This is a genomic window from Gemmatimonas sp. (assembly GCF_031426495.1).
Classification (GTDB): domain Bacteria; phylum Gemmatimonadota; class Gemmatimonadetes; order Gemmatimonadales; family Gemmatimonadaceae; genus Gemmatimonas.
The window spans coordinates 18,366-44,979 of sequence record NZ_JANPLK010000072.1 but is presented as its reverse complement, the minus strand read 5'-3'; the positions used below and the strand labels follow the sequence as shown (position 1 = coordinate 44,979).

General features: G+C 64.7%; 22 protein-coding genes. 8 read left to right on the top strand and 14 right to left on the bottom strand.

What is annotated here, in order from left to right; genetic code table 11:
* Positions 1-823 precede the first annotated feature (823 nt).
* Positions 824-982 carry a hypothetical protein gene (locus RMP10_RS17910; protein ID WP_310571516.1) on the top strand — a complete coding sequence of 53 codons (159 nt, stop codon included), beginning with the start codon at positions 824-826 and terminating at the stop codon, positions 980-982.
* 59 nt (positions 983-1,041) lie between these two features.
* On the opposite strand, the gene RMP10_RS17905 is transcribed toward RMP10_RS17910, so the two are convergent.
* The 4 genes from RMP10_RS17905 to RMP10_RS17890 form a co-directional block, all read right to left on the bottom strand.
* The gene (locus tag RMP10_RS17905; protein ID WP_310571515.1) at positions 1,042-1,362 is read right to left on the bottom strand and encodes a hypothetical protein; all 321 of its coding nucleotides are present in this window, start codon (positions 1,360-1,362) and stop codon (positions 1,042-1,044) included.
* A 1-nt stretch (position 1,363) separates the two neighbouring features.
* Positions 1,364-2,215, bottom strand: a complete 852-nt coding sequence (locus RMP10_RS17900) for an HD domain-containing protein (RefSeq protein ID WP_310571514.1) — start codon at positions 2,213-2,215, stop codon at positions 1,364-1,366.
* A 356-nt stretch (positions 2,216-2,571) separates the two neighbouring features.
* Positions 2,572-3,210, bottom strand: a complete 639-nt coding sequence (locus tag RMP10_RS17895) for a hypothetical protein (RefSeq protein ID WP_310571513.1) — start codon at positions 3,208-3,210, stop codon at positions 2,572-2,574.
* A 186-nt stretch (positions 3,211-3,396) separates the two neighbouring features.
* Positions 3,397-5,697, bottom strand: a complete 2,301-nt coding sequence (locus RMP10_RS17890) for a hypothetical protein (protein ID WP_310571512.1) — start codon at positions 5,695-5,697, stop codon at positions 3,397-3,399.
* Positions 5,698-7,167: 1,470 nt separating this feature from the next.
* Between RMP10_RS17890 and RMP10_RS17885 the strand changes: the two genes are divergently transcribed.
* The 3 genes from RMP10_RS17885 (at position 7,168) to RMP10_RS17875 (ending at position 9,805) form a co-directional block, all read left to right on the top strand.
* On the top strand, positions 7,168-8,640 hold the full coding sequence (locus RMP10_RS17885; RefSeq protein ID WP_310571511.1) for an SIR2 family protein: 1,473 nt from the start codon (positions 7,168-7,170) through the stop codon (positions 8,638-8,640).
* A gap of 61 nt (positions 8,641-8,701) precedes the next feature.
* Positions 8,702-9,175 (top strand): TIR domain-containing protein, encoded by a 474-nt coding sequence (locus tag RMP10_RS17880; protein WP_310571510.1) that lies wholly within the window; start codon positions 8,702-8,704, stop codon positions 9,173-9,175.
* A gap of 99 nt (positions 9,176-9,274) precedes the next feature.
* On the top strand, positions 9,275-9,805 hold the full coding sequence (locus RMP10_RS17875) for a toll/interleukin-1 receptor domain-containing protein (protein ID WP_310571509.1): 531 nt from the start codon (positions 9,275-9,277) through the stop codon (positions 9,803-9,805).
* 575 nt (positions 9,806-10,380) lie between these two features.
* Here RMP10_RS17875 and RMP10_RS17870 read toward each other — a convergent pair.
* Positions 10,381-10,857 carry a hypothetical protein gene (locus RMP10_RS17870; RefSeq protein WP_310571508.1) on the bottom strand — a complete coding sequence of 159 codons (477 nt, stop codon included), beginning with the start codon at positions 10,855-10,857 and terminating at the stop codon, positions 10,381-10,383.
* A gap of 268 nt (positions 10,858-11,125) precedes the next feature.
* On the opposite strand from RMP10_RS17870, the gene RMP10_RS17865 reads away from it, so the two are divergent.
* Positions 11,126-13,096: an ATP-binding protein gene (locus RMP10_RS17865; RefSeq protein WP_310571507.1), complete on the top strand. Its 1,971-nt coding sequence runs from the start codon at positions 11,126-11,128 to the stop codon at positions 13,094-13,096.
* A 297-nt stretch (positions 13,097-13,393) separates the two neighbouring features.
* On the opposite strand, the gene RMP10_RS17860 is transcribed toward RMP10_RS17865, so the two are convergent.
* The 7 genes from RMP10_RS17860 to RMP10_RS17830 all read right to left on the bottom strand — a co-directional run bounded on the left by RMP10_RS17860 (position 13,394) and on the right by RMP10_RS17830 (position 23,619).
* Entirely contained in the window at positions 13,394-15,826 is a 2,433-nt protein-coding gene (locus tag RMP10_RS17860; RefSeq protein WP_310571506.1) for a heavy metal translocating P-type ATPase, read from the bottom strand.
* Between the two features lie 23 nt (positions 15,827-15,849).
* The gene (locus RMP10_RS17855; protein ID WP_310571505.1) at positions 15,850-16,851 is read right to left on the bottom strand and encodes a HEAT repeat domain-containing protein; all 1,002 of its coding nucleotides are present in this window, start codon (positions 16,849-16,851) and stop codon (positions 15,850-15,852) included.
* Positions 16,848-17,123 (bottom strand): heavy metal-associated domain-containing protein, encoded by a 276-nt coding sequence (locus RMP10_RS17850; protein ID WP_310571504.1) that lies wholly within the window; start codon positions 17,121-17,123, stop codon positions 16,848-16,850. The genes RMP10_RS17855 and RMP10_RS17850 overlap by 4 nt, the downstream gene beginning before the upstream one ends.
* The gene (locus tag RMP10_RS17845) at positions 17,120-20,365 is read right to left on the bottom strand and encodes a CusA/CzcA family heavy metal efflux RND transporter (RefSeq protein WP_310571503.1); all 3,246 of its coding nucleotides are present in this window, start codon (positions 20,363-20,365) and stop codon (positions 17,120-17,122) included. Before RMP10_RS17845 ends, RMP10_RS17850 begins: the two co-directional genes overlap by 4 nt.
* A 1-nt stretch (position 20,366) precedes the next feature.
* Complete coding sequence (locus RMP10_RS17840) at positions 20,367-21,650, bottom strand: efflux RND transporter periplasmic adaptor subunit (RefSeq protein WP_310571502.1); 1,284 nt, start codon at positions 21,648-21,650, stop codon at positions 20,367-20,369.
* A 3-nt stretch (positions 21,651-21,653) separates the two neighbouring features.
* Positions 21,654-23,021, bottom strand: coding sequence for a TolC family protein (locus tag RMP10_RS17835; RefSeq protein ID WP_310571501.1), 1,368 nt, complete (start codon positions 23,019-23,021; stop codon positions 21,654-21,656).
* Positions 23,022-23,208: 187 nt separating this feature from the next.
* On the bottom strand, positions 23,209-23,619 hold the full coding sequence (locus tag RMP10_RS17830; RefSeq protein WP_310571500.1) for a hypothetical protein: 411 nt from the start codon (positions 23,617-23,619) through the stop codon (positions 23,209-23,211).
* Positions 23,620-23,753: 134 nt separating this feature from the next.
* On the opposite strand from RMP10_RS17830, the gene RMP10_RS17825 reads away from it, so the two are divergent.
* From RMP10_RS17825 to RMP10_RS17815, 3 genes are read left to right on the top strand one after another with little or no spacing between them, the layout of a single operon-like run.
* Positions 23,754-24,257, top strand: a complete 504-nt coding sequence (locus RMP10_RS17825) for a metalloregulator ArsR/SmtB family transcription factor (protein ID WP_310571499.1) — start codon at positions 23,754-23,756, stop codon at positions 24,255-24,257.
* The gene (locus tag RMP10_RS17820) at positions 24,254-25,066 is read left to right on the top strand and encodes a cation diffusion facilitator family transporter (RefSeq protein WP_310571498.1); all 813 of its coding nucleotides are present in this window, start codon (positions 24,254-24,256) and stop codon (positions 25,064-25,066) included. The genes RMP10_RS17825 and RMP10_RS17820 overlap by 4 nt, the downstream gene beginning before the upstream one ends.
* 50 nt (positions 25,067-25,116) lie before the next feature.
* Positions 25,117-25,455, top strand: coding sequence for a YnfA family protein (locus RMP10_RS17815; protein ID WP_310571497.1), 339 nt, complete (start codon positions 25,117-25,119; stop codon positions 25,453-25,455).
* An 82-nt stretch (positions 25,456-25,537) separates the two neighbouring features.
* On the opposite strand, the gene RMP10_RS17810 is transcribed toward RMP10_RS17815, so the two are convergent.
* Positions 25,538-26,014 carry an isoprenylcysteine carboxylmethyltransferase family protein gene (locus tag RMP10_RS17810; RefSeq protein ID WP_310571496.1) on the bottom strand — a complete coding sequence of 159 codons (477 nt, stop codon included), beginning with the start codon at positions 26,012-26,014 and terminating at the stop codon, positions 25,538-25,540.
* A gap of 119 nt (positions 26,015-26,133) precedes the next feature.
* Positions 26,134-26,610: a metal-dependent transcriptional regulator gene (locus tag RMP10_RS17805; protein ID WP_310571495.1), complete on the bottom strand. Its 477-nt coding sequence runs from the start codon at positions 26,608-26,610 to the stop codon at positions 26,134-26,136.
* Between the last annotated feature and the right edge of the window lie 4 nt (positions 26,611-26,614).

Sequence of the window (26,614 nt, the reverse complement as noted above, 5' to 3'; positions counted from 1 at the left end):
TATGCCCGCAGCCTTTGGTGGCTACGCCTGACATGCGGCCCTCCGCATGCGTATCCGGCCCTTGGCGATGGCGCGCAACGGCTCCATCGCCAAGTTGCAGAGTATGCCGCCGAGCTCTCCTTCACCGATGCGCTGGAAGTGGAAGCCACCGCATGTGCAGGCGACGCCCGAAGAGGCTGGAGCGACACTGGCAATTGCCCTCACGTTCGCGTATATCCGCCGGTCCCGCGCCCGCCACCATCACGTTACGCAGCACGCACGGCGCCGCCGCACGCACCGATGTCGGCGCGCCATGCAGGCAATCCTGAGCTCGGAAGACCGTGTTCGCGACGCGGCACTGTGGGACCTGCTTGACGATCATCATCCAGCGCTCGTGCGGTGGGCCCGTTGCATGCTTGGCTGCCGGCGCTGAGACGTCGGCAACGATACCGAACGTGACAGCACCGGCTCGCAGGTATCTCTGCCCTACAGTGCTGCTGCAGCGCGATCAGCCGACGTGTGTGTAGTCGCCATCTCGCTCTCGCCGGCGCGTCGAACAGCAGGGCGGTCTGATTGCGCGGGCGGACAATATCGTCTTTCGTTGGTGTGACTCCATGCAGGGACCACTGCGCTGGAGAGCGTCGGCGATGGAGTCGAGTATCTGATCATCGAGCCATCTCCCGAACGCACGCGGCGTGCAGACAGGCGCTTCAAGCATGCCTACGAGAATCGAACGCAGCGCCAGCTCGACACTCTCGCGAAGACACCCCGACGCCGCGTTGAGCGACGACCGAGCGAGGACTTCGCCCCAGAGCCGCCGTGTCAACTGCTCTCGGAGTTGACGATGGGCAGCGCGCTGCACTTCGACGTTTGCGGTTCGACGCAGCTGCTGAAGGCAGAGCAACCCGCCGCCGTGTGCACGCAGCAACGCGACGAGCTTTTCCGCACACTCGCGACCATCCAAGCCGTGTTCTTCCGACTCCGTCACGATCTCTCCGGGTGAGGGGGGGCCGCGTCGACGCGACGTCGACGCGGCATGCGAGCATCATCGGGCGACTTCACTTACATCTCCGAGGAGCAGTCGGAGAGCTGTTGCATCCACCGCGCGATCTCACGGCGACGCTCCGAATCGAGTTGCCTGAATAGCGCGGACGAGACGAGACGCAGTCGATCTCGACGGAGGTGAAAGGGGAGCTCGTCGGCGGAGTCAGCTTCGTCTGCCACTCTCACGTAGGCGGCGGAGCGGGCGAGCAGGCCGACGGCGACGATGAATGCCACGATGTCGCTCTCAGCGAGCACCACCTGCCACTGATGCGTCGTCAGAGCATGCGCGACCGGGGGCTCGGTGGCGATGCACACGTTGAGCGGTTCCAAATCAAGCATATCAGTCCTCCTGTTGATGAAATGGCACGTGATCGCGAAGCACGACGACGGAGACGCTTCGGGCGGCAGCATCGGCGCCCCGCTCAGTCGCGGACGGTACTTCGTCCGCCGCGCCACGCGATGCAGTCTCCGCTCGGTGCTCCAACTCCGTCCCAACGGGCCTGACGCTCGTCCCGACAGGCGGCAAGTTTAGTGCACGAGACGGAATCCACACGGGTGACCTGCGACCATCTGCGGCACCGCACCAGCCGCCGTCATCTGCACTCGCAGTGGCCGCGTCGTCGGTCATCTGTCGCCATTTTGCGCTTGCTTGATCAGCGAGGTGGATGAACATCGCCTCACGAGATTGAGGTGCGGTGGGCGACCCCCAGTCCTTCTGCAGATGATGACTTTCGCACACGTGTTGAAGGTGCGCGATGAGCGTCGGGCTCACGCCGGCCGCCTCGAGACGATCTGGGGCAAGCGCGCACGCGACCGCGATGATCTCGCTGCCGAGCGTTGTGTGATAGCGAGAGCGCCCCTCCACGCTCCGACGGATACCCACCGTGTCCACCTGCATCTCCCGCAGTTTGCCGATGTCATGCAACAAGCCGCCGAGAACGAGGTTATCCAGACACGCCGGGGGCCCATCGCCTTCAAAGACGGAGGCCAGCGCCAGCGCGCCCTCGGCCACCTCAATGGAGTGCCAGCGCAATCCTCCGACACAGGCGTGGTGCATTCGCTCAGCGGCCGCCATTCGGAGATACGCGTCCTCGCCAACATGATCGAGCACCATCGACAGCAATGTCTTCCCCGCGTGCGTAAGGCGCCCAACAACTGCGGCCCATCGCGCGTCGAGGGTTTCAGCCGGCACGGGGCACATCGGCAGCTGATCGGCTAAGACGGGGTGATCCCGCGCCAACAGCTGCACCCTCTCTACAGTCCATTCAAACGTTCCAGGGCGGAAACCTGCTTTCGACAGCAACGCGAGTTCCACTGCAGTGCCAGGCACGATGCCAACCCAGGCGGGCATGGCGTCGGACCAGACCCGAAGCGTCGTGCTTCCATCCCGGTGGCCCACGGTGACGTCGAGAAATGGCTTGTCGCTCTTCGTGGTTTTGGTGGCGACGGCTCTAACACACGCTACCCCCACAACTCGCACATTGAGTTGCGCGAGTTCAAACGGAATACGCGAGAATGGGAGCGACGGCTGAGGCAGGAGATTCGCGTTCACGCGGCTTCCTCGGACAGAGTGATGCGACGCAGCATCGCAGTGGCGAGGTCGCGCGCGGTCGCCAAAGCGAGCGCATGACGCTGCTTCACCACCGCGATGGTGCACCGACCTTCCGCTGCTACGGCACGCCAGTGCTGGCCCGCGGCACGCATCTCTAGAATGCGCCGATCAGTCGCATCCAAGGACGCCAGCACATCGATCAGCAGCTGCTTCATCGTGCGGTCGCGATGCGGTGGAGCGACGACCTCGCGCAGCGATGCCAACAGCGATCCGAGCGTCTCACAGTCTGACGAGCGCGATGCGGTACGGCGGACCTGCCGTTCCCACGTCATGAGCCAGCGGAGCGCAGTCTGACGGACCCACTGGTCGAACGCCGCGGGGGTGCTGACCGTGCACGAGTCCAAGCTCTCGATGACATGATCGATCACTGTCGTGAAGAGCATGTCGGCGGTCATGGTCGGCGGGCAGCACCGCGTCCACGGTTCAGCGATGTCTTGGAGCTTCGGCGTCAGCGCTTGACGCAGGAGCTTGACGGCGTCGCGACGGAGTTTCGTATCCGCTCCCCACACGAACGGCAGCAGGGGGACCAGATCTTCGGCGTGAGGGGCGTTGGACTGCGAGATGAACGGGGTCATTCGACGAGCTCCGTAGGAAGGTTTTGGCGAGGCCAGATGACCTCGCGCCACACAGCCTCGGAGCGGCGGGCGGGGGGCGCCGGCGGCCGCCGCAATTGCATCCGTGCAAACACGAAGCGGGCACCCGGCGATTACTCGCGAGTACCCGCTTCGTGTTCGCGCCGCCCGTGGACGGCGTGCAGCCAGCTATCTGCTGGCGCTCATGGCCCCCGCAGCCGCTCGCGCTCGATTTCGCGCCGCCACGTCAGGCCGCGACCGACGCAGGCGTCCCGAAGGGCTTCCGTACACGCCGCGCTTCATTCTGATTTGCGTCAAGCGGTCTTCATTGCTCCATTCCCGCATCAAGGCGGCCACACCTGGCGGTATCAGTGCCGGCGGCATCGTGTCGAGTGGGTTGTCGAGCGCCCCATCTTCAACGAGACGCAACAACCAAGGCACATAACTCTTCGCATTCTGCCACGTGCCCTCGCGCCCTTCGGGAAGCCAGGTATCAACGACGTAACTCTCTTCGAGCGTCTTGAGATCGTCACCCGTCAGCATCACCGCGAGAGCAGGATTGTCGAGTATCCGCGCGCAACCGGTGGCGTTTACATAGCGAGCGACATGCACACCCAACACGCCAAAAAAGTCCGAGCGATTCACTTGATCGTAGATGGTGGCATCGCCGAAGGAGTGGCCGTGGAACTGTGTGGCGATCCGATACAGCACGGGACCCACGATGGCGTTGCGAAAATGCTCCTTCGAGAAGGGCGATGGCTTGTTCCCCACCGTTGACACGAACAACGGAAAGCGACCATTCGGCGCATAGGCGTCTTCCACGTGCACTCCAGCCGCCATGAGGCGCGGGGCGCGCACGTAGTCGATATATGCGCGGAGCACGCGCATCGGCAGGTGCGCCGGCCCAAGCTGCCGAGCGCGGGCTTTGCCTTGCTTCACTCGCGCTTCATCGAGCCGATGTCCGTACCATCGGGTCTTAACGCCGAACCACTCGCCCGTCTTAGCGTCGATGTCGGGACTGATGTTCAGGCCCCAGCGTCCGCCTCGATACTGCGCACACCGCAGACCGTCGTAGACGACCAGCGATGTCGCGAGCGTTCCTTCAGCACTCGCCTCGAAGGCGGCCAGTGCGCGCATCACCACGGCGGTCTTCATGGGATCCTCAGAGGGGCGCGCGCTTCTGACAGCCGCGATCTCCGCCTCCAACCGTTTCAGCAGGCGCTCGGCCTCCATCGCCAACACCGGAAGATCCACGCACCACATATGCGACATCGTGTAGGTGTTGACTATGCGTTCCTTGTCCTTGCTGCGCAGCAGAAGCTCTGCGGGAATCGCTCGCTCGCGTACGTGTTGGCGCAGCGCCCCGTATCGGGCGCGCCAGCACTCCCACTCGACAGATTGGTTGTCCCGCATCTTGAAGCCGTGAGCCCATTCGGTGACGGAGAACCATGCCTTGAGATCGGCCACCACCATGGTGGGGTAACCCGTGCTCACCCCAGGCGCACAGCGCGCGCGGATCTGCGGTGCGGTTTTCGCGATGATCCATCGCGCCAGTGGGACGTCGCTGGTCGTCGACGTGTCCTCATCCCACACTTCCTTCTCATCGTCACTGGATTCGAGCGGGCGCGTCAGGTTCCATAGATGCTTGCACGAAAAGATCGGAAGTAGTTCCGGTGCGTGCTCAAGCAGTGCTCCAACCAAACGCGAGAACGCCTCGATGTTGGCCGCCACTGTACTGGGCACGTGCAGCTTTCCCTTGACCATTGGACTGGTCTTGTACTTCAGGAGCTGTGCGTGGAGTACAGGGGCAACATCGGCGATGGCATCAAGGTCGCTGCGATGCGGGCAAGGGCCTGACGCAGCGAGAACCGAAAGCACGTTGCGGCCTCGAATGCGACGGTTATCGTCAAGCGGCGCATAGCGCTTCGCGCCTTCCGGATCAGCCGCCGCGGCGAGCAGTCGAAGCCGACGGTATGTGCGAATCGACATACGAACCGTCTTCTCGGAGAGCCCGATCAGCGGCCCGGCTTTCATGAGCTCGGCGGACGACGGCAGTACGGCTGGGGCCTGCGCGCCACCACCGAGCGCGTGCACGACGCGGGCCAAGGCCAGCACACGGCTGTGCGCGCGGCGCTTGGTGTCTGACTCAGCAACGGTAAGTAGCTCGAGCCACTGATCGGACAGAAGCGTTCCGCCGCGCACAACGACCAGCCGTTCCTTTCCGCGCCTTCCGGTGGCCAGCGTGAAGACCTTCCTGCATGCTGCCGGTGCGTCTGCGTGCACGCCCCGGGTAGACGCGAGGTGATGCAAGTTGGACAGCGTTATGCGCATGTCCTCGGCAGGGTCGGTACCCACGCCCGCCGCGTCGGGGGAACGGCCTACCAGGCTCCGCAGCTTTCGTGCGAAACTGGGTGACAATGTTTCGTCGAGTCGCTTGAACAGGCAGTCGCGTGTGACTGGGTGGCGGCAGGTGAAGAGGGCGGTCGTCATGATGATTGCGGTTGAGGTTTCGTTACTGTTTGGTCGCTGACATTCGGTGATGTATGGTGATTTGCTGATCCTGCATGGCCGAATTACGGGCCGGATATCGTCACTACCACTGGCGGTATGGCGGTGCCCCCGGCCGTAATTCGCGCGAAGTTGATCACGACATTCGGTGACGTTTGATGAACATCGATGACACGTATGGACTTGCGTGAAGACCGAGTGTCCAAGGGCGCTATGGTGGTCATTAGCATTTCTGGTAACGGGTCAAGAAGAGCTGGGTCATGGCGGTGAGCGTTGCTGCGCATTTAGCGTCTGCGAGGACCACCTCTCCCCCATCTCTCATGGACTACTCTCTTCGACAAGCTGCCGTCTACACCGGCTTCAGATCACGCCACGTCCAGCGGCTTTTAGACGAAGCGCAGCTCACGTTTCGATATGAGCGTGGCGTTCGCATGTACGACCGGCGCGTGGTGGACGAGTGGTGGCAGTCGTATCGCACGCGGGATTACGACCGCGCGAAGAACCTTGGTGCGTATCGGCGACGCGCAATTGACGCGCAGGGTGCGCAGGTCTGCCCTGGGAGCGGGGAAGACGAGCGCATCGCGTGCGGAGCTTCGCTGGGGCGCACAGATCGTGGGCGTCAGCGACGCCTCTGTGATGCTTGCCGAACCGATGTCGATCAACGACGGGCGAGTAGGGCTCGTGCCGCGCTGCGAGCCAAGCGACGCAAGGCACAGCGCTGAACGAACAGCGCGGCAAGAGCGAGCGCGAGTCGGGCAGTTGGGAGTCCCGCATCGAGCGTTGCGTCGCTTCGTCGTCGCGGTTGCCCTGATCATTGTCATGCGCTGTCGGACAACCCGCAGCATGCCAATCGCGCTGGTGTGATCAGGGCGCTATGACGTTGTTTCGACCACGATGGCGGAACGTGCAGGTCCGTTGCTGGTGACGTTCGCAGAGTTCGCTGCGCGAGAGCGCATTCGATGCACGGCGGATGTCATTCCCTTGAGCATGATCAGGTAGAAGGCCGTGAAGAGCTTGACGATGAAGGGCTTTGCCCGAGTGTTGATCGGGCCGTGAAGGCGTAACCAGCGACGCCGGCCGAGGACGTCGCAGATGGAGCCCAACAGACGATGCGATGCCCATTTCGTTCGGCGTGCCGCAATTCCACGACGCCGTCACCCGGATCTCGCCGATGATCAGGTTGTCCGGAGCGTACAACGTTGCGCGCTAACTCCCTTGTCTTGACGTGACCTGACGAAGGCGCGCTCGGAGACAACAACGGTGGCCTTCCGCCACCAGTTCGTCAGCACACATGACCTGCAGCGGGCAAGCGCCGCTTGTGCTCGAAGTGCCTACGGACGCGCTCTAGTCGGGAGGCAAGCCTCCCGGTGACGTCGGGCAGGTGTTGCGTCAGCGCGCCCTAGACTCCATCTTCGGGGTTTGCTCGGCACGATTCTCTGGCGGAGTGCGACGATGAGCGACGGGGCGCGACGACGGTTCTTTGAGCACTTCGCGGTGGCCATTGATCAGGGTGACGCCGCGCTGTTCATAGGAGCCGGGCTCTCCGTGTCGGCCGGCTACGTCGATTGGCGCGGACTGCTGCGCGAGATCGCCGACGAGTTGGGCCTCATGGTCGATCAGGAGTCGGACCTCGTATCACTGGCGCAGTATCACGTCAACAGCGCCAGCCACCGTGGGCGGCTTAATCGAACGCTGATCGAAGAGTTTACGCGCGATGCGAAGGTTACCGCGACACACCGACAGCTCGCGGGCCTGTCTATCCGGACGGTCTGGACCACGAACTACGACACGCTGATCGAGCAAGCGTACGGCGAGATCGGAAAACGGGTGGATGTCAAGGCGGATGCGCGGCAGCTGGTCACGACGCTGCCGAAGCGCGACGTCACGCTGTACAAGATGCACGGCGACATCGCGCGGCCGGACGACGCAGTCCTTATCAAGGACGACTACGAGTTGTATCACCGCACGCGCGGCGACTTCGTGACCGCCCTCAACGGCGATCTCCTTGAGAAGCACTTCCTCTTCCTCGGCTTCAGCTTCACCGACCCCAACATCGATCAGATCCTCGCACGCGTGCGTGCGGCACACGGGGACGCGTCGCGTGAGCACTACTGGATCGTCCGGCGTCCGGCGCCAGCTCGCGCAGATGACCAGGCCGACCGCGCGCGGCATGAGTACGAGTCGACCAAGATCAGGCTGCGGGTTGCCGACCTGCGGCGATACGGCATCCATCCAGTCTGGATCGACGACTACGCCGAGGTAGAGTCCATTGTCTCGACGCTCGCGCGACTCAGCCTGCGGCGCAGCGTGTTCGTTTCGGGCAGTGCAGCGGAAGCGGGTGCATTTGGCGAGGAGCGCCTGGAGCGACTGGCGTTCCGGCTTGGTGCATCGCTCATCGACGCAGGTTTCCGCGTGGTGAGCGGCCTTGGACTCGGCATCGGCGCCGGCGTCCTGTTGGGCGCGGTGGAGCGCGTCATCGCCCACCCACAGTTCCGGATCGAGGACCGACTCGCCCTTCGCCCCTTTCCGCAGCCAACCGGCGATCCCGCGGCGCGGGCGACCATGTGGACGGCGTACCGAGAAGACATGCTTCGGCAAGCGCGCTTTGCGGTCTTCCTCGCCGGGAACGCCCGCGACGCGGCATCGGGCAGCGTGAGCTTGGCTCATGGGGTCCGCGAGGAGTTCGAGATCGCACGGCGGCAAGGCGTGTTCCCTATCCCCATCGGGGCGACCGGCTACCAGGCTCTCGAACTGTGGCGAGAAGTCACCGGCGATCTGGCGTCCTACTTCCCAGATGTCGATGTCGTCGCTGCCGATCTCGCAGCTGCATTCGCAGATCTCGGCGACCCCGCACAGTCTGACGAGACGCTCGTCGCCACCACGCTCCGCGTCATGGATCAGGTGCGTCGCGCGCTCGTCACGTAGTCTTTCGCCATGTACGCACTCGTCACCGGCTGTATCACTCTCCGTCTCTGAGGCTCGACGCATGGCACGGCACGTGTTCTTCAGCTTCCACTACCAGCAGGACATCTTCCGCGTCAATCAGGTGCGGAACAGCAACGTGATCGTCGGGCACGCGGCTGCCGGCTTCGTCGATGCGTCACTCTGGGAGCGCGCGCGCAACACGAGCGACGCCGCCGTCAAGAAGCTGATCAACGATGGCCTAGTCGGGACTTCGGTGACCGTGGTGCTCATCGGCATGCACACGGCCGCCCGCCGCTTCGTGAACTACGAGATCGAGCAGAGCATCGCGCGCGGGAATGGGTTGGTCGGCGTCCGCATCCATCACCTCTTCGCGCCCCGGCAGAGCACGAACCTCGCTGGTCCGGTACCCGCGAAGCTGGCCGCGGGCGGTTACCCCGTCCACACGTGGCGAGACAATCCGGCGGACTTGGGCACTTGGGTGGAAGCCGCTTATCAGCAGGCGCAGCGTGTTCGTCTGCTGCGCGGGGCTTTCTGATGCGCCGCCGCGTCACCTCTCTGCGCTGGGCGGCCAGCACCGACTCCGCTGCAAGCGAGTTGTCACATGGAATCATGACTGACCGGTATAACATCGACCGTGGCCTATCTCACGCGCAGTGAACTGGAGACCATCCGTACGAGCCCGCAGTGGCGGAGTGCGGCGCAAGCAAACGTGCAGCGCTCTCCCACGAACGCAGCGGCGTCGGTCTTCCTGTCGCACAGCCACGATGACCGCGATCTCGTCGACGCCGTGACGGTTTACCTCGGGGGCCAGGGTGTCAGCGTGTATGTTGACTGGCGCGATCCAAACATGCCGGCGGTCACGAGCCCAACCACCGCGCTTGCGCTGCAGAGACGCATCATCGGCAACCGCCGCTTTCTCCTCCTTGCGACCGACAGGAGCATGGCGTCGCGATGGGTACCATGGGAACTCGGCTATGCGGACGGCGTCAAGCGGCATCACGAGCTAGCTGTCCTGCCGGTACTGACGCGTCTGCACGATGCCCCCACTGAGTACATCGGCATCTACCCCCGCGTGGAGCTCAGCGCTACCGGCTACCCGCTTGTGTACGCCCCCGGCGCCACGATGACCAGCGTGTCACTGGCTGCGTGGTTGGCTGCCCCGTAGCCGACTTCGGGCCGCGCCTCGCACCCCATGGTCTACGGGTGCCATATACGCGACGCTTCGCGCAACGCGCGCGCGAGCTTCTCACCAAGATTCAGCGCGCGCTTCAAGGGGAGCGCCGCGGTGCGTGCGAAGCGACGCGGTTTGGCGCTTAACGCGGCGGTTGTGCTGGGCAACGTCAGCACGAGCGACGACGTGCCACTACTCGAGGCCGCGCACGGGCACGACGAGCCGCTCGTGCGCGTGCATGCGGCGTGGGCCGCAGGAACGCGACGAGCACCCCAACGGGCACTTGAAGACCGCCGACAGCGTACACAGCGTCGCGACGTCCATGGTGACGATCAAACGCGCAGAAGTCGCTGAACTCAGCGTGGTTCCAGCGCACCGAACACGCTGACCCGCCATCGGGCGCAGCAGACGTAGTCTCCGGAGAGCATTTCGACTGCCCGGTCGGCGTCCTGCATGCCTTCAGCGGCGTGGACGCCGGTGCCATTCTCGGACGCTCGGACTACTGCCTGTGCCCCAGCCCGAGGTCGCCGCGCCGGCGTCGGCAAAGGACGCCCTCCAAGACGACCGCATCAGGCGCGTGTTGACGCCTGCGTATCAGCGGATCGACGCGTCACCGTCTCGCGAATAGTGCACAGCACGACGACGATCAACTGTCGCAGAGCTGCGAGCAGGGGAAAGCGGAACGAGAGCCTCATGCGGGGCTTCCGGCCGGTCGGAAGCACGGCCGCATCGGGCATCGGCGTTAACTGGGGATTCGGCGCCGATTTCGAGTCCTGCGTGCTTACGGGGCTCATGGAGATCCCGGAAGCCATCGGGGGCGTCGTAGAACTGTCGCGCGCCGAGCGGCGAATGCGCGGACGTCGCGCGAGTCCAAGTTCCTGCAGCGCGACACGCCGGACCTCGTTGTATCGGTCGGTACACAGAGAGAACCCCAGAGCGCGAATGTCGCGCGCCCCGATGGGAAGGCCCGCGCGTAGGCGCTGCTCGAGCAGCGCGAGTGCCTCATCGTCGTGCAGGAATTCACGGGTCAGCTGCTCGGGCTTCACTACCCACCTCTCAGGTCTAGGTCCGCCGCGTCGCCTTTCGATGCAGCGAAACCAGCCTAGGCGGTTTGCGAGGTGGCTGCCGCTGACCGTTGAGGTGGTGGTCGAACCCAAGGAGGCGGCATACGTCGCCTCAACCGTCTCTGGTCACGGGTTTGACACCGGTGTTCAACCGGTGACATACCGGTTTCGCACCGGTCTTTATTCGACTCGCCGGGTTAGATCACCGGTCACGCGCACGCCTGTTGGGGGGGGGTCCTGCGGCTTGGTTATGTGCGAAGTCGGAAGCGCGCCGCTGCTGGTCCATGTCACTGGCAGCCCGTACTTTGCTCGCTGGGCCCGACGAGCGCGGGCATATTCTGCAACCTGCTCACCCTACTTCCTACGAATGCCCAATGCTGCGCGGTTTCGCGTTGATCCTAGGTTGGCTGCCCTCCTCGGAGAGGGTTACCGCTCATCGGAGCACGCGCTAAAGGAGCTGATCGACAACGCGTGGGATGCGGACGCCGGCGCCGTGCGCGTCACCGTGCCCGGCCCCGTCAGCGGCGACCCCGTCATTATCGCGGACGACGGCACGGGGATGACCGAGGCAGAGGTCCGGCAGGACTATCTCGCGATTGCCCGGAGCCGGGAGAGCCGCAAGGGTAAGCGGACGCTCGAGCGGCATCGACTCGTGAAAGGTCGGAAGGGCATTGGCAAGTTTGCGGGATTGATGGTCGCCGACGTGATGACCGTCGAGACTCGATGCCGCGGCGTGTGCACCCGGCTCGTTATCCGCAAGGAGGATCTGCTTGGGGCCAGCGGTGCGTCGCTCGTCGGGGCGCCCCTCGCGAGTAGCAGTGGCCCGACTGCACCCACCGAGATGGCGGACCTCGAAGGGATCGACTTACCCATCGAGACGAGCGCCTGCAGTCCAAACGAGCGGGGAACCACCGTCACACTTACCGGACTCTCGCAAGCGTTTGACCCGCCGTCGCCTGACCGATTCAGGCCGCTGCTGATGCTGGAGTATGGACGCCAGTCCGATTTTGCCATTACGGTGAATGGCGAGTCGGTCGGGGTCGAGGACATCCCCGGGGCGCCGTTCAAGCACGAGGAGGAGCTGCCTGGAGTGGGACTGGTGCGCCTGCAGTTCACGGTGTCCGAGGGCCGGAAGCCGCTGCGGCAATCGGGCATTGCGGTGCGCGCTGCCGGCAAGACAATCGGCAAGCCTCTCACGTTTGGCTTGGACGACGATGCCGAGATTCCACCCAAACTGCTCAAAAAGGTCTACGGCGAACTGGATGCCGACGGTTTGGCCGACTCGGTCACTGCCGATTGGGGTGACATCGTGGAGACGCGCGCCTATTCCCTCGTGCGAGGGTGGGCGTCAGACCACCTAAAGAACGCCTTACTCACGGTCTTCGCGAACGAGATGCAGCTCGCGCGAGGCCGGCTCTCGCAGCAGATCAGGCGGCAGCTGGCTGCCCTCCCTGAGCACGCCCGCGAGTTTGCCGAGCGCGGGCTCCGTAAAGTGCTCACCACGTTCTGGGACGAGAACCCGGAGCGTATTGACGCCATCGCCGGCGTGGCGCTCGACGCCATGCTGCATGGCGAGTATTACGCGGTCGTGCAGGCTGTTGATGCTGCACGCACAGCGGATGTCGCCACGTTCGCCGCCGCGTTGGCCGAGTTCGGCCTCGCCGACATGGCGCACATGGGTGAACAGGCGCGGCAACGGCTCGCGTTTCTAGACGGGCTCGACGCGCTGATAGCCAACCCAGCTACGCGCGAGCAGGAGATGCATACGGCGCTCGAGCACAACTTGTGGGTGCTCGGCGCACAATACGCAGTCCTCGCGTCAAACAGGACGCTCCGGCGCGTGGTCGAAGCGATCTCGGGCCGCGGCTATGGCGGAGCGCGTGGTCGGGAGCGTCCTGACTTACTGCTCCTCGGGAGCGTCTCGGGCAGCCATGTGCTGATCGAATTCAAGCGCCCCAGTCTCGACATCACGCGGCACCACGAAGCCCAGGCGACGATCTATCGAGACGAGTTAATCGCCACCCTCACTGGGGGGATCGACATTCTCGTGATCGGGCGCGCGTGGGAGCGGGGCTCAGACCGCACGTACGTGCCCCCCGGTTTGACCGTACTGTCTTACGCGCAGGTTATATCGCGGGCGCGGGCCGAACTGGACTGGCTACTGCGGCAGCTGACGGCCGACCCCCCGGCAGCCGACACGGCCGGCAGCTCACCGGCATAGCGCTAGGCCACGTTGATTCTCGGCGACCCTCAGAGATCCTGCGTGTCGTCCTCCGCAAAGGCGGTCTGACCGGTGGCGACGCCGATGGCGACGTTTTGTCCCGCTTCGACGACCGGTGTGTCCGTAGACTCCCTGCCTACCTGATATTCACGCCCCGAGCGCCGACCTACGCTCTTCGACAGACATCACTAGATCGGTGGGCCTCTGCTGCGGGAGCAGGAGGTCGCAGGTTCAAATCCTGTCATCCCAACTGTACCAGTCGTTGCAGGAAAACTGGATCGGGACCCAGTAGCGCTCCTATCCCTTCGCACCAAATCGCAACAGCCGCAGCGCATTCGCGATCACGACCAGCGTGCTGCCTTCGTGAGCAATCACCGTTGGCCCGATGCCGGCGACGCCGCTCACGGTTACGATCACCAGCGCGACGATCACGCCGAGCGAAACGAAGAGATTCTGCCGGATAACGCGCTTGGATTGTCGCGAGAGCGCAATCGCGAACGGGAGCCTGCTTAGGTCATCGCCCATGAGTGCGACGTCCGCGGTCTCCAGCGCGGCGGCGGTACCTGCCCCACCCATGGCGATGCCGACAGTGGCATGCGCCAATGCAGGCGCGTCATTCACACCGTCACCGACCATTGCTACTGGCCCCGCCGCAGCCAGCTCCTTTATCGACGTCACCTTGTCTTCCGGGAGCAGTCCAGCGCGCACTTCATCAACGCCCACGGCGGTACCCACGGCGTTGCCGACGCCGACGTTGTCACCGGTCAGCATGATGATCCGCTGAATGCCTGCACGCCGAAGCGCGACGAGTGTCTCGCGCGCGTTCGCTCGAGGTTCATCAGCGAGACCTAAGACACCCAGAAACTCGGGCGTGTTGCCGACGCGTCGTACGATCATCGTGCTGCGTCCCGCCTGCTCGAGCCGCGTCACCGCCTCGCGCACCGATGGCGGCACGACCACGCCCGCATCCTCGAACAGCAGCGCTCGGCCAATCTCCACGACGGCGCCATCAACCGATGCGCGTACACCACGGGCAGTGACCGATGTCAGCTCGCCCGCCTCCGGCACCGTCAACTTCTGTGCAGCAGCATGGCGTACGACCGCCTTGGCCAGAGGATGCTGAGAGCGCTGTTCTACTGACGCGGCACTGGCCAGCAGGAACGCCTCATCAACCGAGTCCATCGGCACTACGTCAGTCACCGACGGCTCACCGACCGTGATCGTACCGGTCTTGTCGAGCGCGAGGGAACGAATGGATCCCAATGCCTCAAGATGTGCGCCGCCCTTGATCAACACGCCGTTGCGGGCCGCCTGAGCGATGCCCGCAAGGACCGCGGCCGGTGTGCCGAGTGCCAGCGCACACGGCGATGCAGCCACCAGTACCGCCATGGCGCGGGCGAACGCTTCGGGCCACGAGAGCACTCCGAGAAGTGGGGGTACTACGATCAGCAGCACATCACCGATCAGCACCACCGGCACGAAGACGCGTGCAAACCGTTCCGTAAATTGCTGCGTAGGCGCCTTCTGTGTCTGCGCCTCGGAAACCAGTTTGATGACACGATCCAGCGTCCGATCTCCGATGGCGGCCGTCACGTCGATGACAAGCGCCCCTTCGCCGTTCACGCTGCCGGCGAAGACCGGATCGCCGGGTGCTTTGTCGACCGGCACACTTTCGCCGGTGATCGGCGCTTGGTTCACGCCAGAGCGGCCTTCGAGCACCGTACCATCCACCGGTACGCGCTCAGCCGGCTTCACGACGACGTGATCCCCCGGCTTCACGTCGCCGATCAATACCTCTATCTCACGCCGCAGCCCGCTCTCCATGCGAAGCACGGTGGCGCGCGACGGTGCCAATTCCGCGAGTGCGGTGATGGCCTTCCTCGCCCGCCCGAGCGCGTAGTGTTCCAGTGCGTGGCCGAGGCTGAACAAGAACAACAGCAACGCGCCTTCCGCCCACTCCCCCAACACGGCCGCGCCGGCGGCGGCAACCACCATCAGCAGGTCGATGTTGAAGTGGAACTTGCCGCGCTTGAGATCCGCCAGGAAATGGCCGACGTTGTCGCGTGCGCCGAACACATACGCCATCGCGAAGAGCACGATGGCAATCCATCGCGGCGCTGTTCCGCTACGGTCGACCAACCATCCGACCAGGAGCGCGACACCCGACATCAGGCTCCACGCCAGCTCCCGATTGCGCGCATACCAAGTGCGTGACGCCTCGGGCTCGCCACCATCGGGCTCGCCACCATCGGGCTCGCGAGCATCCGGCTTGCGCGTCTCTTGCAGCACCGCTTCGATATTCGCACGCGACGTAATGCGCCGGTCGAACTCCACGCGCGCGACCTGCGCTGCCATGCTCACGGCCGCCGCCGTCACCCCCGGAGAACCACGGAGCAGCGACTCGAGTCGCACGCCGTCGTCCTCAGTCGCGATGCTATGTATCGGCAGGACCACATGCGCGAACTGCTCACTGATCGATGCCCCCGCGACGCGCGCGAGACCTTCGACCTCCGCGAGCGTGACACGTTCAGCGTCATAGTGCATACACAGCATTGGGCTCGTGACGGGTCGCGTCTCACCTGGCTCTGTGTCACCCACGTCAAGCAGGTGCACCCGCACGACACCGGGCTGCGCCTCGAGCATCGACGTGAGACGAGCAATGCATGCATCGCGGCCGTCCGGCACGTCTGGTAGGACAAGCGGCAGATCGAGTCGCGTAGTCTGTTGCATCGGGGAGTCGGTTGGAGTTTTGCTCAGCATCCGCGCGTCCTCGGCGGTAGCTGCTTGCAACGTTCGAGAAGCGTCGGCTCGTGCGAGGGATCGCGACCGCCCTGTGCATGGAACCGCGTCAGGGCATGCGACGCTTCCGTGCGAATCGTGGAGTCAGCATCAGTAAGTCGAGCGCGCAGCGCCGTCGATACGTTCGGATATCTGGCCATCGACAACGAGCCCAGCGCGCGAACAACGGCGAGCCGGACCGGCGCCGACGAATCGGCGAGAAGGTTTACGAGTTGTGCCTGCATCTCCGCCAGCGCGAGTGTGTCGCGCCTGACTTGCAAGACGGCAGCGTGACGAACGGCGGCCGACGAGTCGTTCAGAGCGGTATGCAATGCCTCCCGCCGTGCCATCGCAGGTAGCGAACCCAGTGCTTCCACGGCCCGCAGTCGTGTGGACGCCATCGAATCCCTCACCAGCGTCTCGAGTGTTTGCTTGACGATTGTGTCGGTCGTTGCGCTGCTCGTGATTCTGCCAAGTGCGTCCGCCACTGCGGCACGGACTGCCGCGTCGCCATCGCGATGAGCGGGAACGACAGATCCCAACAGTTTGGAGCGCTCCGCCAGCGCGCTCATACTCAACAAGCGTCCGATGGCTCGCACTCCCTGCGCCCTGACAGACGCGTGCGCGGAATCGTTCAGCATCTGCGCCAGCCCGGGAAGCGCGTCGATGGCGATGACTCCGGGCTGGGCGAGCGCAGAGGATGCGGCGACACGGACAGCGTCAATCGTGTCGGCGAGTGCGGCGACCAACGCCGTGACCGGTCGCTCCAGCTTTGGATTGACGGCCAATACGTTCCCGAGCGCAACGGCTGCGTCTTCACGTCCCTTGGCATCGCCCCGCCGCAGCTGCTCGATCCATTCTCGGCTGGCGCGTCCCCCGTGCCCGGGATCAACCTGACATCCCGCGACGAGGGCTACGCTGTACACCACCGCCACGGCGCGCATCGCGCTGGTGAGCAACGCCCAGATGGTGGTCACGGCTCTTTGTCCGGCAAAGACTTCGGTGGCTGACGACCCGCGTGGGCAAGTCGTGCCCGCACTTCGGCGGCGCTGACGATGCGCTCATCAAACTCAATTTCCGCGACCGCCATGACATTGGAGACTTCGACGCGCAGAATCCCCTTCATGCCGGCCAACGCATCTTTGACCGCCCGCTCTGCCCCTGTGCTCGCCAGGCCACGCAGCGGAAAGTGCAAGTGACCACGTTCGGGCGGCACGCGAGATGACCCCTCGGAAATGTCGTCGATCATGTGGCGCGCCCGGAGAATGCGAGGTTCGGATCGAGGGCACGGTCTGCGTCGCGCGCGGCGCGTCGGCTACGCCATCCTTCGATCCACGCGTAGAGTGTGGGCAGCACCAGCAGGGTCAGCAGGGTGGACGTCACGAGCCCACCGATCACCACGGTAGCAAGCGGACGCTGAACTTCCGCACCGGTGCCGTGTGACAATGCCACGGGCACGAAGCCGAGGCTCGCCACCAACGCCGTCATCAGCACCGGCCGTAGGCGCTCACGGGCACCACCGATGGCAGCATCGCTCGGAGAAGCTCCGCGCGCGCGAGCGCGTTGTACGGTCGTCAGCAGCACGAGGCCATTGAGTACGGCCACACCGAACAGCGCAATGAAGCCGATGCTCGCCGACACCGAGAGATGGAGCCCGCGCGACCACAATGCGAGCACTCCGCCGACCGCGGCAAACGGGAGATTCACGAGCACCAACCCCGCCAGCCACCACGACCGAAGTGAAGCCCAGAGGAGGAGTGCAATCAGGAATATCGAAAGCGGCACGACCACCTGCAGTCGTGCCATGGCGCGCTGCTGATTCTCGAAGGCACCGCCGTATGTGACGAAGACCGCTGGCGGCACCTTCACCCCGGCTTCAACGGCGCGCCGCACGTCGGTGGCGAATCCACCGAGGTCACGCCCGGCCACGTTCGACTGCACGAGCGTGTAGCGCTGTGCTCGCTCGCGGCTTACTTGCACGGGGCCGTTCTCGAGCCGGATGTCGGCGATCTGCGACAGCGCGATCCGTGCCCCACCGGACGCGCCGCCAACGGGAGCCGGAACGGTAATCGCGCCGATGGCCTCCGGTGACGTGCGCAGTGCTTCCGGATAGTAGACCGCCACGTCGACGGCGTAGCTGCCTTCGACCAGCTGTGACACCGGCCGGCCGCCTACGGCCGTTTCGAGCGCCTCTTGGACTTCTGCCATCGGGATACCGAAGCGCGCCATGGCGGCGCGGTCGAGACGGACGTTGAGATAGCCTTGTCCCGCCGTCTGTTCGATTTGTACCTCGTCGGCACCTGGTACGCTCCGCACGACACCAGCGACCTGCTCCGCCACCGCACGCGTAACGATGGGATCGTCGCCGAAAATCTTGATCGCGAGATCAGCGCGCACCCCGGAGATCAACTCATCGAGCCGCATCTGCATCGGCTGCGTCATACCGATGGCGATACCGGGAACCCCTTCCTCCAGCCGTTCCGTGATCTCGCGTTCGAGCGAGTCTTTCGTCAGACCCGGCCGCCATTGGTCGCGCGGCTTGAGCATCACAAACACATCGGCTTGGTTCACGCCCATCGGATCACTGCCGATCTCGGCGCGACCGACGCGACTAACGACCGTCGTGACCTCGGGCGACTGCCGAACGGTGCGCTCCAACGCATCCTGCATCGCGACTGAGCGCGACAACGAGATTGTGGGGTCCTTCGTGGCGGCGATCAGGAGTGATCCTTCATCGAGCTGCGGAAGGAATTCGGTGCCGAGTCGAGGTACGACAAACAGCGTGGCAACCAGGATTGATAGCGCCGTGAGTACCGTCGCCATGGGTCGCTTGGCGACCACCGCCAACGCTCGCGCATACCGCGCGTCGAGCACGCGCTCCATTCGCTGCGCGATCTTTGATTCTCGCGCGCCGCGTTGAAACACCCATGTGCTCGCGGCGGGGATAAAGCACAGCGCGAGCAGCAAGCTGCCGAACAACGCGATGGCGACGGTGATCGCCATAGGGCGGAACATGCGTGCCTCCAATCCCTGCAGACTGAGGATAGGCACATAAACCAGCATGATGATCAGCACGCCGAACGCGATTGGGCGAGCAACCTCGCGAGCCGCCGACACCAACCGCGCGGCCATGCCTTCACGGGTGGATGGCAGCTTTCCCGCCTCTTCGTCACCGTGCAGCGTGCGCACGAAGTGCTCTGTCATCACCACGGACCCGTCGACGATCATGCCGAAGTCGATGGCGCCCAAACTCATGAGGTTCGCCGAAAGTCCGAGCCAACGCATGCCAAGAAATGCGCAGAGCAGCGACAATGGAATTGTGACGGCCACGAGGAGTGCGGCGCGCACGTTGCCGAGGAAGAGGAGGAGTACCGCGATGACGAGCAACCCGCCCTCAACCAAGTTCGTACGCACGGTGCGAAGCGTCCCCGCGACCAGGTCCGTTTGATCGTAATACGGAATCACCTTGACGCCCGGCGGCAGCGAACGATTGATATCCTCAACCCTGGCACGAACGCGCTCCACGACCTCTCGTCCATTCTCGCCGCGAAGCATCATGACAATGCCACTGACAACTTCGCCGCGTCCATCGTGTGACACCGCTCCCTGACGGAGCTCGGCACCGTACCGCACGTCGGCTACGTCACCGATCAACACCGGTACACCGGCGCTGCTGGCGCGGATAACGGTATTCCGCAGATCGTCGAGGGTGGCGGCGGCACCGAGTCCCCGCAGGATGTACTGCTCGTCGCGGTGCTCGAGGTAGCCACCGGCCGCCACGGCATTGTTGGATTCCACGGCCTCGACGACATCGTGCAACGTCAGTCCGAAACTGACCAATCGCTCCGGTCGCACGACGACCTGTGCTTGCCGCACCTCACCGCCGAAGCTGTTGACCTCCGTCACGCCGGAAACGGTACGAAGCTGTGGACGAACCACTCGATCCTGAAGCGTCCGTAACGCGCGCATATCGAGTGTATCACCTGCCTTTCCGGCGTCCGCATGCTCAACGGTGTACATGTAGATCTCGCTGTTGGCCGCCGACAGTGGGCCAAGCGTGGCGTCCGCACCGGTGGGTAGTGCTTCGCGCACGCTTTGCAGCCGCTCGCTCACCAGGGTGCGAGCGCGCTGGATGTCGACGCCGTCCTCGAAGACCACCGTGACAGCAGCAAACCCGTACTTGCTGACCGAGCGGACGAGCGTCACGTCGGGCAGGCCGTTCATCGCCACCTCGATGGGAAACGTCGTCAATCGCTCAACCTCGACCGGCGATAAACCAGGAGCCTCGATGAGGACCTGCACTTGCGCATCGGTGAGATCGGGAAACGCGTCGACGCGGAGCGTCCGCAATGCCCAGACACCGGCCGCGGCAACTGCCAGTACCATCACCAGCACGGTGAGGCGCTGCTGGACTGACCACGCCACGATCCGCTCGACGACGCCGTCCGGTGAATCGGACTCGTTGCCCGGAGATTCGGAATGCTTTCTCATCTCAGTGCTCATCACTCAACGACGCCTTCGCGAGTTCACTCTTGAGCGTGAAGGCGCCGCGGACGACGACGCGCTCGCCGGCGCGAAGGCCGTCCTGTACGATCACCGTCGCCGTGCGCTGCGTACTCGAGCCGGGCGGAGCCAGCGGCATCGTGCGGACCTCACGACGCTCGTACGACCGGAGCCCTGTTTCGACGAAGACGAAGCGGCGCTCACCATCCGTGACGATGGCACTCTCCGGGATCGTAAGCGTACGGGCACCATCTCCGCGCGAGGTGGGTGTAACGGGCACATCAAGTCGTACGGTCGCGAACATACCGGGCCGCAAACGGCGGCTGCCGTTCGGTACATGGATAACCGCTTGCAACGTGCGCGTCTCTGCGTTGAGTGCGTCGCGAAGTCGCTCCACGTGGCCCTCAAATCGCAAGTCCGGAAACGCGGCGATGCTGATCGTGGCGCGTTGTCCCGTCCGCACTTGCGGAAGATTGCGCTCGGGGACTTCGGCCACGACATCAATCACCGAGAGATCCGCGACGGTGAATACTGGGGCACCCGCCTCGACAGCGGCTCCGGGCAAGACATGCGCCTCGACCACGCTGCCGCCGATTGAGGATCGAAGCGACATCGTGCTCGCCGGCTCGCCGCCGGCGGCCGCGCGAGCAATTTCCGCCTCGCTCGCTCCAATGAGGCGCAGGCGACGCCGAGCGGCGTCGGCAAGTGCGCGCGCGCCGGTCTCGTCGGTGGTTCCGGAAAGCACCTCCACGCGGCGAGTCGCCTGCGTCAGATCGAGCTGCGCGGTGAGATACTCCGGGCTGAACAGCGCGCCAACGGATTGGCCGGCGCTCACGCGGTCCCCTTCGACAACGGACAGACGCTCAAGGCGTCCAGCGATACGCGAGGAAACGAGTGCTACCCGGCGCGGATCGAGCTCCACCTGCCCCGGCACTTCGAGTCCATTCGCCGCGTCAACCGCAGCGGCGGAAAGTACCGGGAGCACCTCGATCTGCGCCGTACGGAACGCAGCCTCAGTCAGCGTCACCCTGTCGGACGGCCCATGCTCGTCGCCGTGCGCCTCGCCGGCTTCGTCAGCCAATGGCTCGCGCGCGCTTGGCTCCGCTTGCGCGGACGTTGCGCGTGCGGCGGACGCGGGAGCCTCGTCGTTACACGCCGCGCTGCCCATCAGCGCGAGCAAAAGGAGAAGAGTGAGGGCCTGCTGCGGACGGTGCGAGTTGGCGCTCGGGCGCGGCGCGCGGCGCTTGTGCGACTGTGGCATCAGAATTGTCATAGGTCAGCGTCCGTTGATCGGAGAAGTGGAATCACCGTCGAGACGTTGTTCGCGGCGCTGGTCGCTGCGCTCGTCAGCGCCAAGAAGGTCCGCCCACGCGTCGGCAGCGTCGATGAGTGCACGGTTGCGCTCGATCTCAGCGCGCGATAACGCACGCTCGAAGTCCAACAGTTCGATGAGCGAAAGACTGCCGGTGCGGTAAGCCGCGAGTGCACTCTCGCGCTCATCCCGCGCACCTCTGAGCAAAGCGGCGTCGAACGTCTCGAGCCGCTCCCGAGCCGCGAGGTATCGCTCGCGCGCCGCATCCAGACGGCCACGGGTTTCGCTCAGACTGGCATCTCGTGCAATTCTGGCGGTCGCGCTGGACTGTGTCGCCGCCGCCAATGCCAGCCGGTTGCTACGCGCGGCAGTGAACGGCATCGACACAGTGACGCCGAAGGAGGGGCCCAGTGTCGGCCCATTGTTCGCTTGACCGATTCGCTGAATACCGGCATACGCGCTGAGCTGCGGACGCTGCGCAGCGAGTAGCAACGCACGGGCGGCGGCAGTACGGGCTGCGCCAACCTCGGCCATCCTTGCCACGTCAGACTGCGCAATCAGTGAATCCAACGACGGCAGTGCCGGCAGCACCGAACGCCATGCCTGATCCAGTCCGTCGCCGGCGATGGTATCGATGGCAGCGTCCAAGGTGGTTATCGCTTCACTTCCTACCAGCACGGCGGCCAGATTGGCGCGCGAGGCGCGGGCTTCGGCGATAGTGGCACTTCGGTCCGCCTGAACTCGAAGCCGTTCGGTCCGAACACGCAGTACGTCGACATACCTCGCCTGTCCGACACCGAAGCGGCCGCGCACGCCTTCTTCGGCACCGGCGAGCAACGCGTCCTCTGCGGCGAGTCGCAGGGCAATACGACGCGCGCCAGCCGCCCCCAGCACGTCTCGCAGAATCAGCCCGTCTACGCGGCGCTCGGCGAGCGATACCTCGACGTTCGCCTCCTGCACGTCAATATCGGCGAGTCTTTGCTCCGCTTGGCGACGCCGTCCGGTCATGAGATCGCGGCCAACCTCGAATCGGAGATTCCCCTGGTCGAGATTGCTCGCCGGCGCTTCCGAGAGGCCAGCGGAAAAGAAGGCGGGGGCAATGGCGCCTGCGGCGGCCGCACGTGCCGTTGCCAACTCCACATTGGCCCGCGCGGCACGCAAGGCGGGACTGTTGGCGACCGCCGAGGTGCGCAGGCGTTCGAGCGCGCCGCGCACGCGGGCACTGTCCAGTGCAAGACCGACGCGAACCGAGTCCGTGGCCGGCTGAGCAGATATTGGATCGGGCGAAAAGAGCGCAGAAATCGCGAACAGTGGCGCGAGCCGTCGCAGCACAAACCGTGGTGCGCAAAGGGCGTTCGCAACGACCCACGCGTGGCCGCTTGGTGGTACAGATGTCATGGGTTCCCCGAGGAAGCGAGACCACAGGCCACGTGCGACTCGCACGGGTGTGGTAAGGACGCGAAGGCGCGTCAGCAGCTCGCTACGAGGGCGCTACAGGAGCGCGAAGAGGCTGACGCGGTTAGGCGGCCAGCACTCGAGGAGGGCGCAGCTGCGGCTCACCAGTCACGCTCTGGGGACGGCGGTCTGACCGACTTGCCATCAGCACCACCACGGCCCGCACCCGGTCGGACATGGTGTGTCGAGTCGTCAGCGTGCTCGCGTGGGCGTGAGCGCAGTGACACAGGTGCAGCGTATGCCCATCCGGAACCGTTGTCCCATCACGTGGGGATTCGGAGTTGGCGTCTAAAGCGACCTTCTGCATGACACCGCTCCCCGCGCTCACGACGGTCGTCAACTGCGTCGTCACTTCGTCGCACTGGTCAGCGATCATTGGCTCCGCGAACGCGGCACTCAGGCACAGCCCGAACAGCACCGCGATGAGGCGGCGCAGCGTTGGAGCCAGTGACGTGCGGCGTAGAGTACGAAGCATGCGCAGCGAAGGTGGCGGACTTCCAATCGCAATCGCGCGAAGCGGATAACTCCGCGATTGCCCGCAGACCAGGTCGGCGATATCCTTCAGATACCTGAAGACCTGTTCAGATGTTCAACGAACTTACGACTTCCATGACCGGCGCGCAATCCCGCTCCTCCACCCGACGCCCATCGACGGCCACCGCAACCGCGTCGACGCCGGAGCAGAGCATACCTGCAGACGAGGTTGCCGGCGCAGAGCCGATCTCCGGCGCACCGGATCTCTGCGAGGTCGCCTGTGTCGACTTGGAAAAGGTGGAACGGGCCCTCCGCCTCGCGCCGGCGCGCGCCACGCTCGCCACGCTTGCTGAGATGTTTCGGGCCCTTGGCGACCCCACGCGTCTGCGAATTCTGACCGCGCTGGCCGCAGTGGAGCTATGTGTGTGCGACTTGGCGACGCTCACCGGTGTCTCGGAATCCGCTGTCTCGCACTCACTCCGGACGCTTCGCCAACTGAGGCTCGTGCGCTACCGGAAGGCTGGTAAGATCGCGTACTACAGCCTCGATGATGAACACGTAGGACGGCTGATTTCCGAAGGGCTGATCCACGTGGGCGAATCACCTCGCGTTCCCGCCACTACAGCCGCGTCGCGATGAACGAGGCTGTTCCGTCGAGTGAGAAGTACCGTGTGGTCGGGATGGATTGCGCGGACGACGCGGCGAAGTTGGCAAAGGCGGTGCGCGCCGTGCCCGGGATAGAGACCGTGACGGTGTCGGTCGCCACAGGACTGCTCACGGTGACCACGTCGGGTCCCGAGGTCTTGCAGCATGCAGAGCGAGCGGCGGCGGCGGCGGGATTTACGTTGCGACCAGCGACTACTCCGCCACAGATCAACCGCACATACCGGCGCGCTCTTTGGATCGTCGTGGTGCTGAACGTCGGGTACGGAATCGTCGAAGCGGTCGGCGGCTTCCTCTCGGACTCTCAGGCACTGAAGGCCGACGCGCTGGACTTTCTTGGCGATGGCGTGATCAGCTTCGTCGGCCTACTGGCACTCGCGTGGCCACTACATCGCCGAGCCCGTGTCGCGCTTGCGAAGGGGCTGTTCCTTGGCGTCCTCGGCGTCGGCATCGTTGGCAGCACCATCCATCGCGTGCTGGTGCAGCAGCAACCCGAGGCCGAGATGATGGGCATCCTCGGCGCCGTGGCGCTCGCTGTGAACGTCGCGGCGGCACTCGTGCTCATCCCGCACCGCACCGGCGACGCCAACGCACGAGCCATCTGGCTATTCTCGCGCAACGACGCCCTCGGCAATTTGGCGGTCCTTGTCGCCGCGGCGCTCGTCGCGTGGACTGCGTCGCCGTGGCCGGACTTGGTGGTTGCATTCGTTATCGCCGCGCTGTTCCTGCAATCCGCGTGGAGCATTGTACGGGATGCGCGAAGGGAACTGACCTTGGGACGTTGAGCCGAGCAGCGGATCGCGCGCTCGATTCTGTTCAGCCTTAGACTCCGGCCATGCGCATTCTTCAATCGCTCGTACTGTTTCTTGTAGCCGGCCTGATGGAGATTGGTGGTGGCTACCTGGTCTGGCTCTGGCTTCGGAACGACCGCAGTGTGTGGCTCGGCGCCCTTGGCGGACTGCTGCTCTTCCTGTACGGCGTGTTGCCGACGTTGCAACCAGCGGGCTTCGACTTTGGGCGGGTCTACGCGGCCTATGGCGGCGTGTTCGTCGTGATGTCCGTGCTGTGGGGATGGCGAGTCGACGGGATCAAACCAGATGCGGCCACCGTGGCGGGCGCCGCGATCTGTCTCATGGGCGTTGGTGTGATCATGTACTGGCCGCGCCCAGCATAGAGGATGGCGCCACCGCTGAATCATCGCGCGGCACCTCGACAACGTGTCAGTTGCGACAGCCGCGTCGAGCTACACCGAAACCTCAGACGACGTCGATGCGAGTGGGCCTGCGGCGACCCGCCCAACGGTTCACCGTCCGAACGTAGGACTCAAACGGGGCACCAAATCGCGCCCGCAGGGCCATCTCCTCCGCCGGGATCTGCACGCGATCCAGGTATACGGTCAGCACTCCTGGCCCGAGCAGCGCGAGAGGCGAACCCAAGGCCACCGCCGCGCCGGCCGCAATGGTCACGAAACCCACGTACATCGGATTGCGAGTCCAACGGTAGACCCCCTCGGCGACGAGTGTCGTGGCGCGCTCCGGGTAGCGCGGATCGACGGTCGTGCGCTGCCGGCGGAACGCTGCGACGCCCGAGGCGGCCACGGCCAGGCCGCCAGCGGCAAAGAGACCGCCGAGCAGTCGGAGCGCGCCCGATGGACGAGCGAAGGGATCGGCAACGGCAGACGCGGCGCTCAACGCCATGGCGCCGAAAAGCATGAGGATCGGGGGAATTCGCATTGCAGTGAGATGGGAGTTCCGGGAGCGATTGCGCGCGGGCTTGCACTGCGCGAACTGATGCCATTTGGTGGGCGCGCCATCGACAGACGAAGAAGACGCGGCGCTGGTCTCGGCCACCATCAGCGTTCAGGCGCGAGCGTCGAACCTTGGGGTTGTGCGAGCGCTACGGTCGGCGCCGGTACTGAAGTACCAGACGGATCACGATGTGCAGATCTCAGTGACGCCGCCATGCGGTCGATCACATCGTCCGAAGCTGCGTGTTCCAGTCGCTCTGCCTCGTCATCTGCATCCTCACGAGAAAAATTGAGTACCGCGCTGAGATAGCAGGAGAGAATGTTGTGTCGGCGGAGCGTGCGGAGAGCTACCCGTTGACCCTCCGCTGTCAACTGCACGCGGTGGTCTGATTGGCGGACTGCCAGTCCCGCTTCCGCCAATCGTCCAAGCATCCCGCTCACGCTTGCTCGCGCCAGGCCAAGATGCGGCGCCAGTTCGTGAATCGCGGCCGCGCCATCATGACCCGCGAATTTGTGGATCGCTTTGAGACAGTCTTCCGCTGCGGCGGAGAGCTCGTTCACCACCGGCACCGGACGAGGCATCGCG

Coding starts and splice junctions, on each gene's coding strand:
- RMP10_RS17810 (WP_310571496.1), bottom strand. CDS start 26,014: ATGCGAATTCCCCCGATCCTCATGCTTTTCGGCGCCATGGCGTTGAGC.
- RMP10_RS17905 (WP_310571515.1), bottom strand. CDS start 1,362: ATGCTTGATTTGGAACCGCTCAACGTGTGCATCGCCACCGAGCCCCCG.
- RMP10_RS17825 (WP_310571499.1), top strand. CDS start 23,754: ATGACCGGCGCGCAATCCCGCTCCTCCACCCGACGCCCATCGACGGCC.
- RMP10_RS17815 (WP_310571497.1), top strand. CDS start 25,117: ATGCGCATTCTTCAATCGCTCGTACTGTTTCTTGTAGCCGGCCTGATG.
- RMP10_RS17895 (WP_310571513.1), bottom strand. CDS start 3,210: ATGACCCCGTTCATCTCGCAGTCCAACGCCCCTCACGCCGAAGATCTG.
- RMP10_RS17820 (WP_310571498.1), top strand. CDS start 24,254: ATGAACGAGGCTGTTCCGTCGAGTGAGAAGTACCGTGTGGTCGGGATG.
- RMP10_RS17850 (WP_310571504.1), bottom strand. CDS start 17,123: ATGATCGACGACATTTCCGAGGGGTCATCTCGCGTGCCGCCCGAACGT.
- RMP10_RS17880 (WP_310571510.1), top strand. CDS start 8,702: ATGGCACGGCACGTGTTCTTCAGCTTCCACTACCAGCAGGACATCTTC.
- RMP10_RS17845 (WP_310571503.1), bottom strand. CDS start 20,365: ATGAGAAAGCATTCCGAATCTCCGGGCAACGAGTCCGATTCACCGGAC.
- RMP10_RS17890 (WP_310571512.1), bottom strand. CDS start 5,697: ATGACGACCGCCCTCTTCACCTGCCGCCACCCAGTCACACGCGACTGC.
- RMP10_RS17885 (WP_310571511.1), top strand. CDS start 7,168: ATGAGCGACGGGGCGCGACGACGGTTCTTTGAGCACTTCGCGGTGGCC.
- RMP10_RS17860 (WP_310571506.1), bottom strand. CDS start 15,826: ATGCAACAGACTACGCGACTCGATCTGCCGCTTGTCCTACCAGACGTG.
- RMP10_RS17910 (WP_310571516.1), top strand. CDS start 824: ATGGGCAGCGCGCTGCACTTCGACGTTTGCGGTTCGACGCAGCTGCTG.
- RMP10_RS17805 (WP_310571495.1), bottom strand. CDS start 26,610: ATGCCTCGTCCGGTGCCGGTGGTGAACGAGCTCTCCGCCGCAGCGGAA.
- RMP10_RS17840 (WP_310571502.1), bottom strand. CDS start 21,650: ATGACAATTCTGATGCCACAGTCGCACAAGCGCCGCGCGCCGCGCCCG.
- RMP10_RS17830 (WP_310571500.1), bottom strand. CDS start 23,619: ATGCTTCGTACTCTACGCCGCACGTCACTGGCTCCAACGCTGCGCCGC.
- RMP10_RS17865 (WP_310571507.1), top strand. CDS start 11,126: ATGTGCGAAGTCGGAAGCGCGCCGCTGCTGGTCCATGTCACTGGCAGC.